4 protein-coding genes are annotated in these 11,737 nt (G+C 40.2%); all 4 read right to left on the bottom strand.

The annotated features are described in order from the left end of the window. On the bottom strand, nt 1-2,802 hold a 2,802-nt coding region (locus AC1TPB_RS23210), incomplete at its 3' end, for a non-ribosomal peptide synthetase (RefSeq protein ID WP_482078662.1). Beyond that, a complete protein-coding gene (locus AC1TPB_RS23215) occupies nt 2,799-10,226 on the bottom strand; it encodes an SDR family NAD(P)-dependent oxidoreductase (RefSeq protein ID WP_482078663.1) in 7,428 nt (2,475 codons plus the stop codon). The genes AC1TPB_RS23210 and AC1TPB_RS23215, both read right to left, overlap by 4 nt. Nucleotides 10,227-10,276: 50 nt before the next feature. After that, on the bottom strand, nt 10,277-10,786 hold the full coding sequence (locus AC1TPB_RS23220) for a TlpA family protein disulfide reductase (RefSeq protein ID WP_482078664.1): 510 nt from the start codon (nt 10,784-10,786) through the stop codon (nt 10,277-10,279). A gap of 42 nt (nt 10,787-10,828) precedes the next feature. Then, nucleotides 10,829-11,533: a 4'-phosphopantetheinyl transferase family protein gene (locus tag AC1TPB_RS23225; RefSeq protein ID WP_482078665.1), complete on the bottom strand. Its 705-nt coding sequence runs from the start codon at nt 11,531-11,533 to the stop codon at nt 10,829-10,831. Between the last annotated feature and the right edge of the window lie 204 nt (nt 11,534-11,737).

Here is an 11,737-nt window from a genome sequence, read left to right on the forward strand (position 1 = left end):
CCCTTGTATTTTCACTTGAGCATCCTTTCTTCCCAAAAATTCAATGACTCCACCAGGAAGATATCTCCCCATATCGCCAGTACGGTATATCCGTTCCTTGGTTTTAGGATGTTCTATAAAACTGGCCGTTGTCTTCTCATCGTCCTTCCAATATCCAAGCGCCAAACCGTTGCCTCCGATGTACAATTCTCCCTGCGTCCATGTTGGTGCAGAACGACCCCACTCATCTAACACAAACCAAGACTGATTGTTCATCGGATAGCCATATGGAATGCTCTTCCAAGAAGGGTCCACCTCATCAATTTCGTATAGGATCGACCAGATCGACGCCTCTGTAGCTCCGCCTAGACTGACCACTTTAGCCTGCGGTGCGATCTTCCGAATCCGACTCGGAAGGTCAATGGGGATCCAATCCCCACTCAGTAGTACGAGTCTAAGCTTCGGTAGCTGAACACCCCGATTCTCTGCCGCTTCAACTAGCAGTGTTGCTAGTGGCGGTGCGGAATTCCATATCGTGACCCCTTCTTCTAGCATTCGCTGTACCCAGTGAGACGGGTTCAATGTACGATCCGGATCTGGATAGATCAGCGTAGCGCCTGCGGCCGCTGCTCCAAACAGATCATAAACTGATAAATCAAAACCAAAGGATGATACGCCCAATATTCGATCCTCTGGTCCCACATGAAACCGAGAGTTGATATCTTCAATCGTATTCACGACGCCTTTGTGCGGAATCATGACTCCTTTAGGTCTGCCAGTTGATCCTGAAGTGTAGATGATATAGGCTAAATCACTCGTAGTCGCTCCAGTGTGAATCGCAGCAGCTTCTTCTTGCCCTTGAACTAGCATTCTAATCGACAGTACCGGTAGGGATGATGTCGCTGTAAGATTATCTGCGATATACTTGTCCTGGGCTACAATAATTACTGCTTCGCTATTATCGAGCAAGTAAGACAATCGTTCGTCTGGCAAGCTTGGATCAATCGGTACATAAGCCGCTCCTGCCTTAAGAATCCCATATACAGCTTGCAGTAATTCAGGCCCACGATCTGCAAGAATAGCTACATGTACTCCCTGTTTTACCCCGTGCCGACTGAGCATGTTAGCGATCCGATCACTAGCCTGTGCAAGTTCCCGATAACTTAATGTACTACCATGCGATTGATAAGCGATGGATTCAGGAGTAGTCGTTGCCGTATACTGGAGCAACTCTTCCAAACGAAACGTTAGCTTCTCTTCAGACTGTTGATGAACCTCTTGCCTCTCCTCCACATGTTTTGCTGGAATGAGTGGGATCATTTGCTGATTCCAAAGCTCAGTAGATCGAGCAAGCCTTTCGATCAGACCCGCATAGGCCTCCCACATATCATCGATTAATCCTTCAGGAAAAAAATCTTCAAGCAGATCCCATACAAAATATAAATCGCCATCAGTCATCTCCCAGAATTGGTGGTCCAACATAACCTGAGAAGTCTCTAAGCAACTAAAGTCGGCACGTTCAAAATCAGACATAAATAACCCGCTTCCGACTACGAAAGGAATTGCTGATTGTCCGAAGCCACCCGTTTGTCGATTATATGCCTGCATAACCTGCATACCGCCCCAATGGAGATACCTTGCGTCTAGAATTACTTGTTCCTGTATTTGTCTTGCTCGATCAACAAATGTCGAAACCTCTCTAAAATCAATCTCTAATGGATATAGAGATGCGAAATTCCCTAAAATATCTTTAATTTCTGGATGAATATTTAGTCTACGAGTCATCATATTGCTAAGAACAAAATGTCTGCTATTGCTCCACGCCGATATGATTTCAGCATAAGTTGTAAATAGGGCATTAGACGGAGTCAAACCGAATTGTTTTGCGTTTAATTTATATAATTTCCAAACCTCGTTATTTATTATTTTTTCACGACGATTAAGCTTCGAACGGACTCGACGATTGATTCCCGCAAGAAGTGGCAAATTCGGTGGACTTGGTAAATTCGGTAACCTTGCCTCCCAATATCGCCGTGCTTCCACACCTTGTGATGATGTAGCTAATTGCTCAAGCGCAAGGGTTGCATCCCGAATGCTAAGATGAAGTCTCGGGAGTGATAAATTGGGATTATTGTATAATTTATTAACCTCCTGCAGTAGTAGATTCGTTCCATACCCGTCCCAAAAGAAGTTATTATGATTGTAATGAATACGAGCATGGCTTATTCCCGCTTCTTCCCAAAGAGACACTCGAAGATCAATCCACGGCCATACATCCAATGGCAGTTCGCATCTCTTCATTTCCTCCCTGACAAGATTTAAAGCTTTATTAGCTTCAGAAACAGAACAATGACGAACATCCACAACCTTGCAGCGTATTGGCTGCGGATCTTTAACTACTTGCAAAGAACCATTAGGAAGAAGAATCACAATTTCTCTACTGTGGCGAAGCAATGCCTTATTCCAAGCCTGTTCATAGCGTTCAATATCTAACTCAACTGAATCTAGCTCAATATAATAATGTGGACGAACATGGAACTCCATATAGGGATCATCAGCCAAGTAGAAGCCAAGTTGCAAATCAGATAGTGGAAAAGGCTCATAGAGATTCAAAGAGTCAGGTTCACATTGTGGAATTGGTGCTCCATCGTCTGCTCCTGTTTCTTTCAATAATGTTAGTAATTCTTGTTTCTTTGTAATTAGAATTTCCCTTATTTCTTGAGTTAACGCACCCTTTGGGGCATGTATTTTTAAGGATTCACCATCTGGCTGAAGAATAATTTTTCGAGTTTTAAGAGTCTGTAGAAAACCTAACAAATTCATAACACTAGCTCCTCTAATTCTTCTTCTTCTGATTCGTTACTATTCATTTGTGCATCACTCAAAGATCTCAAAAGTAGCTTTTGCTGTATCAATCCAATCACTTCAGCGACACTGCTACCTCCAATCAACATATGTGCAGGAATATCTACCCTTACCCATGATCGTATTTGATTGCGCAGTTCCATCGCCATTAGTGAGTCTAGCCCCAGCGTAGAAAGCTTTAAATCTAATAAATGCTGATTATCTGTATATTCTCGCTCAGCATCAATACCTAGCACGGAACCAACTATCTTTTTAAAAACTTCTAAAATAGCAGCTTGTGCTCTCTCTTCCGACATTTTTTCCAATTCATTGGGTGAAACATATTGAAGATTAACTATTGCCTCGTTTGATGAAGAATAGCCAAGTTCAGAAGGTTCAACACCCATCAATCGCAATACATTTCCCTTTGCTTTAATTGCAATAAGCTGCTGAATTGGAGATGATAACGCAAGAGTAATGGTCTCTAGACCTTCATCAATTAAGATTGGCTCTACTCCTTGTTTGGACATTATTTGGCGATGAAATTCATCCGCCACAACACCGACCTCTCCCCAAAAGCCCCAATTAATCGTCTTTACGTTGAGTGACGATTGTCTAGCTATAGTCTCAGAAAAGGCATCTTGGAAAGTACTAGCTGCTGCATAATTAGACTGTCCTGCATTCCCGATAAATGATTGCACCGATGAAAAATACAATAGAAAGTCGAGTGGTTCATCTTTTACGGCCTCATAAAGATTAATACTGCCAACAACTTTTGGCCCCAGTACGTTTCTTAACATCGTTTCATCCATGTTAGCGAGTGCCTTATCCTTTAGTACCAACGCGGAATGAATGACACCATTTAGCGTTCCAAGCCGCTGTTTAGTTATGGCTACGGCACTACGAATACTTTGTGCGTCATTTGCATCAGCCTGGATATACAGAGCCTGTCCACCCAATTGTGATATCTCATCGATTTTTAATTGTAATTCCTCTTTTAATTCCGAACGTCCCACGAGAACAAGATTTGCATTAAAGTTTTTTGCTAAAAATTTACTTAACTCAAATCCAATTCCACCAGAGCCCCCTAGAATAAGATAGACTCCTTGTTTTCTATAAGGAGTTTTCAATGATCGATCCAGCTCTATATGCTTTAACATCCGTAAATACCGAACACCTTGGCGAATAGCTACGACATGTGCGTTATTTTGAACTCCTTCTGCGGTAATTAATGCTCCTAAATCATAGAGAAACTCTCTTTCTCCAGCGGGTTCATCAATGCCTATATCTAATTGCACGAAGTTCCATTCCGAGTACTCTTTCGCTACAGATTTTATTAATCCATGGATACTTGCTCCTATAGGTTGGATATTCTCATCAAGTGCGACGGCATATGTCCCATTTGTAACACTCTTGATCATTAGTGATTGATTGACGTAATTGTGCTGTACCAAGCCTTTAAGCAATCGGAAAAATGAAATGACCCCTTGCTCTTCGGCCATGTTCAGAGGTAATTGATCAGGTGAATGTGTTAACTCACTTTGAATCCCTCCGAAGAAATAGATGGTATCTACTTTGGAAATCTTCCCTAAAATAGTCTGTAAGCCCTCAGGATCAGTTAACTCCACTTGCCAGCTATTCGTGGTAAGTTGTTGATTCTCATGATCAAGAAGTATCTCGTAACAAATATTTTGTGCATGATGCAATTTAACAGCTTCTTTAACCGCCGTTGATTGTGAAGTGTAAACGTATAAAATTGAATTTCCGTCACCAGCATAATGAGACTTATCCTCTTTTATTGAACTCCATGTTGTAGAGTAATGCATTCCAGCATGTAAGTTCTCTTCGGATTTGCTGTATTCCTTCACATTTACCCAAACAGCATGTAATCCTGTAATCTCAGCAACTAGATTACCTTGACAATCATGAATCAAAATATCTGCAATTATTCCACTTTCATATTGCTCACGTAATTTCGCTTCAACATGCAACGTCTCATTCGCCTGGCAATCCCGGTATACTACAAGTGATTCAATGCCGTTAGGTAATGGAACACATTCTTTTTTCATATCAGATTCCAGAAATAAAGCACCTAAACTCTGAAACGCTGAGTCCCAAACCAGTGTGTGGATAGCTTCCTCTACCGCAATAAAGTCTGCGTCTACATTCAGTATAATTTCACTGTGTACAGTCTCTTCTATGCACGTTAATTGTTTAATAGATTGAAAGCTTTTGCCGTACTGAATTCCACGATCAGCCCAATCGTTATAAAACTTAGAAGTATTCGTTCTATCTTCTGGATCATGTAGTAAGTTCACTCCATTCGACTTCTCTTCCGTTGTCTGTATTGCTTCAAGAGTGCCTGATGCATAACAATCCCATTGATTAGATTTAGATTCCCATGCCATTATTTTTACGTTCCATAATTTACCATTATTCTCTTTACACTGCAAAATTGTCTGTACTTGAACATCTTCTTGTAATAGATATAGCGGTCGATTAAATTGTAGTTCTCGTAGAATGATAGTATCATTACTAGTAGCTAGTTTTGATTGTCTAAGTGCCGCGATCGCTAAACTAGCATATCCTGCTCCTGGCATAATGCTTAGCTCTCCCACACGATGTTCAAACAGAAATTGTCCAGAAAGACCTGGTAATGTCGATTTAAAACACTTCACATCATTCATTGCTACTTCCATTTGGTTACCAAGTAATGATCTGGTCTCACTCCTATTTTCAAGAGACTTATGAATTACTGCCTGTTTTGTGTACCAATACGATTTTCGATCGAAGGGATATAATAACAATTTAGCAACTGAAGTGGTTTTACGATCCGATAGATTCTCAAGCTTAACCTTTAATCCTGATGCGAAAAGTGCACCTAATGAATATTTCATTATTTGCTCATCATCAATGCCTTTTCTCATACTAGGTAGCCATGTACCAGATTCAATCAATCGTTGTCCAAGTCCGATTAATACTGGTGCTGGTCCGATTTCAACGAATAAATCAACACCCTTCGCTTCTAAGGTTCGAATAGCGTCTGCAAATAACACTGGTTGCCTTACCTGCTCAATCCAATAGGACGTGTTTGTAACATCCCCATTCACCGTTCCACCCGTTGTAATGATACGCTTAATAGGTTCTAGTAGTTGAACATCCTTCAAGACATCTGCTAAATTTGATAGAATCGGATCCATTAGACGAGAATGAAAGGCATGACTTACTTTTAACTTGTTAGTATTGATCCCGATATTATTTAGGAGATCAATAGAAGCATTAATTAAATTTTCAGAACCTGAAAGAACTAAAGTAGTATCTGTATTTATTGCAGCCACGTCGATGAGTTGCAACAAATCTCCTAAGACATTCTCAATTTCATTCATACTTGCATCAACCGATACCATTACTCCTTCACCTGGGGCAGACGCCATAATTCTTCCACGCTCGCAAACTATTTTCAACGTTGTGTCTAAATCCATTATTCCCGCTACGCAGCTTGCCGCATATTCACCAACGCTATGACCTACCAATAATTCCGGTTCAACCCCCCAGTACTTCCATTGTTCCACTAGTGCAAGTTGTAAAGATACCAATGCAGGTTGGATGATTTGCGTATCGGATAATAAGCTAGAGTCAGCATCGAACATAGCCTCTCGGATCGAAACGCCTATAAATTTATAAATGATATCATCACAACGATTCAAATATTTTCTAAATACAGGCTCTTCCAAATAAAGTTGTTTCCCCATATTGAGATATTGAGAGCCTTGTCCAGTGAACAGAAATGCTACTTTCGGTTGATTCTTGGCACGAGTACGGATTCGTCCATGTGCTTTGCCTTTTAAAGCAATAGCCATTTCATTACCGGTTCTCCCCACGATAGCCAATCGTTCCGTCAAATGAGCACGTCCGATATTGATGCTGTCACATAGTTCTTGGAGATCTTTAGGACTGCTTACCGTAGCAAACACTTGCGCATATTGTTCAGACAACCTATCCAAACTATCTTCTGATTGTGCGGATAAGGTTAGCAATTGTGGGCGACTGTTCTCTTCGTTGATTTCCTCATTTTTGTACGTGTCAATTACATTTGATTCGAAACCCTCAAGAACAATATGAGCATTCGTCCCTCCAAAGCCAAATGAGCTAACACCTGCACGATAAGGATGATGTTTAGGTCTAATCCATTCTTTCATTGAAGATGCCACTTGCAATCGACTACCTTCTAAATCAATATGTCTATTCAACTTTGTAAAATTGAAGTTTGCTGGTATATATCCCTTTTGAAGTACAAGAACCGTCTTTATCAAACCCATTATCCCAGCTGCTGATTCCAAATGGCCGATGTTAGTCTTCAATGCCCCTAACCAACAGGTATCCAATTTTTCTGGTAAGTCAGCATCCAAAATAGCTCGAAGTGAGCGGACCTCTATTGGATCACCTAATGGAGTTCCCGTACCATGAGTTTCAACATATCCAATCGAAGCAGGAGAGAAACCCGCATTTTCCAGAGCCTGTGCAACAACTCTTTGTTGAGAAAGCCCATTAGGAGCAGTAAGACCATTACTATATCCGTCTTGATTTACTGCCGATCCTCTTATAACAGCGAGAATGGGATCCCCATTACTAATAGCTTCGGAAAGTCGCTTTAACACGACGACCCCTAAACCCTCGCCTCTTACATAGCCATCTGCGCTATCATCAAATGTTCGACAACGGCCATTTGGTGATAACATCTGCGCTTCCGTGAAAATTTTCCCGTTAGCCTCAGATAAGATTAGATTGACTCCACCGGCAATGGCAAGACTACTTTCCCCTGTACTCAGACTTCTGCAAGCCTGATGAACCGCTACCAATGAAGAGGAACATGCTGTATCAATTGCCATACTAGGCCCTTGAAGTCCTAAACAATATGAAATGCGGTTAGCCGCAATACTGAACGCATTTCCCGTTCCTGTGTATGCATCCTCCGTATCCGATGCCTTACGCTTTAGATGCAAATAATCATTCGTGCTTATTCCAATAAATACACCTGTATCAGAACCTGATAACCTGTTTGGCGGTATATTAGCTGACTCTAAAGCTCTCCATGTTGTTTCCAATAAAAGTCTTTGTTGAGGGTCCATACTCTTCGCTTCTCTAGGGGAAATATTAAATACGGCCGCATCAAATTGATCGATGCCAGATATAAATCCGCCCCAACGATACGCATCATTATTACCCGCAGCATACCCTGTTAATTTCTTGCGTTCTTCTGGAACCACGGTTATGACCTCTCGATTAGTTGTAAGAAGCTCCCAGAATTGTTCTATTCCTTCAACTTCAGGTAATCTGCAGTCCATACCAATTACCGCGATCGGTTCATATGAGTCCGTTTTCGAAGAGGTCGACTCAGAGGAGCCAATTAAGTAGTTAGCTAAGCTCGCAATCGTAGGGTATTCGAAAACAATGGCTGAAGGGAGTGACATGCCAAGTGAAGAATTCACTTCCTCTACCAACTCAACAACTTGAACAGAACTAAGCCCTAGCGAGGTAAACGGAAGTTCCGTCGAAATATTGTTCTCACCCCCCCCCACGTACTTCGCTGTTAGCTGGCGAAGTAATTCGATGTACTTCGAACGGCTAAGTTTTTTCAGTTTAGTCTCTTCATTACTCATATCTACTGAAGTTGACTTAGATCTTGTCCAGCGGCCTATTTCCTTTAATTGTCCATCGATATATAACTGCTTGCACAATTTTCGCTGAGTTTTCCCGCTTGATGTCTTAGGAACCGTCCCTGGATTAACCAATATTAAGCAATCCAGCTCAATTCCATGTACTTCTGCAATTGCTTTCATGACTTGGAATCCTAGGTTATCTATATTAATATTTCTTCTTTTTGTTCGTTCAACCTCCTGTACTACAACGAGGCGCTGTTCGCCATCTTCTCTAATAGTAAAAGCTGCTCCCCAACCACCTGCACGAAGAATAGAACTAGTCATCTCCACCGTATTCTCAATATCCTGAGGATAATGATTTGTCCCGCGAACGATAATTAAGTCTTTCAACCTTCCTGTTATATACAGTTCACCTTCGTAAATAAATCCAAGGTCCCCTGTTCTTAAATAGTTTTTCGCTGTGTTATTGGCAAGAACAGCCTTGAAAGTAATCTCCGTTTCTACAGGATCATCCCAATACCCAGCGCATATACTGCTACCATGTAACCAGACCTCACCTATCTGTCCTGCTTCACGTTCCACAGCCGTATCGGGATTAACTATTAGAATATCAAAACCGTCAAGAACATGCCCCGAGGAAACGAACGCTTGTGTTTGATTAGTACCCTCTTCCTTGCATTCCACTAAATCATGCTCCAAAGCAACCTTGTCAACAAAAATAGTACTAACCTTGTGTCCTATAGGCTTAGTTGTTACAAAGAGTGTTGCCTCTGCAAGTCCATAGGCACCAACTATGAAATCTTTCTGAAATCCGCAACTAAAAAACTTATCAGAAAAGCTCTGTATCGTAGAATTAGAGATTGGTTCTGCTCCATTGCCCGCACATCTCCATGCAGATAAATTCAAAGAATGTAATTGGTCTTCATTTATTTTCCTTACACATAGATCATAGGCGAAATTAGGTGCAATACTTGTAACTGCTTTATAATTGGAAATGGCTTCTAACCAACGAATCGGCTTTTCTATAAAAGAAACAGGGGGCATAAACACTCCTGTGCCACCAAAAGCTATCGGTAACATGATCCCTTGAACTAGACCCATATCATGAAATACAGGAAGCCATGAAACATTAATCTCTCCCTCATTAAAATCAACATTATTCCGAATCAGTGTTAAGTTATGAACAATATTCTGATGTAAGACCATGACGCCTTTGGGGTTTCCAGTGGAACCTGAAGTGTATTGCAGATAAGCAATTTTTTCAGAACTAACTTCTTTATTCATCCAGCCTGATACAGTAAAATCCAATTCATCAAGAGCTAGCATTTCAATATGATTACCATCTCTGAAATGATTCATTTGAATCGCTTTATCTTTCAATATACTTGATAAAGTTAATGCAATATGTGCATCTGCATTCTGTGCAATGGCTGTAACTCGAAGGGCATGGTGATTGCTTTTTGGTGGATAGACAGGCACAGCTATCACTCCCGCATATAAACATCCTAAAAAGGCAACTACATAATCAATCCCAGAAGGAAATAGTAGCAATGCACGTTTTCCAACTAGTCCTCGATCTCTTAAGTGACTAGCAACGGCCAGCGCTTTCTTATGAAGTTCTAAGTATGTAATAAAGGCCGTAGCATCATCTCCGTTTTCCAAATAGATAAGCGCTTTTCGATCAGGTACTTGCTTTGCCCATAATGCAATCATTGAACTCAAAAGTTGATTTTCACTTCTCATTCTAGCCCTCCATATATATTGAATTTTTCAAATATGAGATCGATCACTTGCTAATTCTCATTGATTAATGATTGAACTTCCCTTTCTAGTTGCTCATAAGTTGAGGAGCCTGATCCACCCGTTACGATATATCCATTTCGATCAATAAAATATACAAAAGGAAGCCACTTTACTTTATACAATTTGCTTGCCTCACCATTCTCATCCAACAGCGCTCCTAACGCAGAATACCCATACTTTAAACAAAATTCGCTTGCCTTTTCTTTATTGTCAAGAGACGTCAGGTTAACTGCTCTAAAATTCATATGTACGTTGTATTTTTCATATAGTTTTATTACATTGGGCGCTTTACTCTGACAGGCCGAACACCAAGAAGCAAAAAAAACAACAAAAGTTGGCTTATTATTGTTAGGGACGATTAAGGAGTTCTCGCCATTTAAGGATGGCAAGATTATTTCTGGAGCTTTCATTCGTTTGCTAAGCGCTGAAATTTTCATACTTTGCCATATAACTATTCCAACCAAAATAATCACAATAATTATGATCAAAAATATTTTCATAATCGATACCTTCCTTCTTAATAATGAATTAGATGTTAATGATCAATCGTCAGCCAACTCAATCATCGACGCTTCCAATTGAGACCATGAGCATTTTTCCACATATTTTGGGAACTCGTTACGTTCTGAACATACTGTAAGCTTATATGTCGGATCGATTATAAATTGCTTGAAATAGAACATACGATCATTTCTATCAATTCTTACTGTTCCTGAGCCTATCCCTTCATCCCAGCAAGTGGTCACATTTTGTAACGGGATAGATAATCCACGGCCAATAGCCTTTATACAACTTTCTTTTATTGTCCAATAGTCAAAAAAACGTTCCAAAAAGCAATTCTCTCTCAAGTTTCTTAATTCAACTGCTTCTTTTTTTGAGAAATAGCGCTCAGCTACTATTGGCTCTATTTTTCTAATCCTCTCGACATCAACACCTACATGTGTATTGTCTATGGCGCAAACAACCCAACATCCAGAGTGAGATACATTAAAATGAAAATCGCTCAGACCTATAGCAAATGGTTTACCAAAACTATTTTTTGAAAATTGAATATTGCGATTAGAAACATGTAATTTGGTCTTTATAATTTTTCGTACTAGCAATTCCGCAGTTAAAGATCGAAGGGCGTCTGCCGGGTTACGATATCTCTTAATGACTTCCTGTTTCTCTCTTGACACATATGAAATCCAACGTGAGACTAAACATGATGCTTGGTTTTCATATAACTTTATTGCATACACATCCATATCACTTGAGTCTCCTATTCCTACATAAAAATGAAACCTTTCCCATATACAGACGTAACAATTTATTATAATGAAATTCCTCTATAGAAAACCTCCTATAAGTTTTATTCTATCTATTACCATAAAATATAATAAGTGGTTTTTTTAAACTATAACTAATTTCCTCATTCTGTTCAATAGCGAGGGCTGTAGCTTAATGTCGAA

It is taken from the genome of Paenibacillus sp. Y951 (assembly GCF_056786395.1).

Coding starts and splice junctions, on each gene's coding strand:
- AC1TPB_RS23215 (WP_482078663.1), bottom strand. CDS start 10,226: ATGAGAAGTGAAAATCAACTTTTGAGTTCAATGATTGCATTATGGGCA.
- AC1TPB_RS23225 (WP_482078665.1), bottom strand. CDS start 11,533: ATGGATGTGTATGCAATAAAGTTATATGAAAACCAAGCATCATGTTTA.
- AC1TPB_RS23220 (WP_482078664.1), bottom strand. CDS start 10,786: ATGAAAATATTTTTGATCATAATTATTGTGATTATTTTGGTTGGAATA.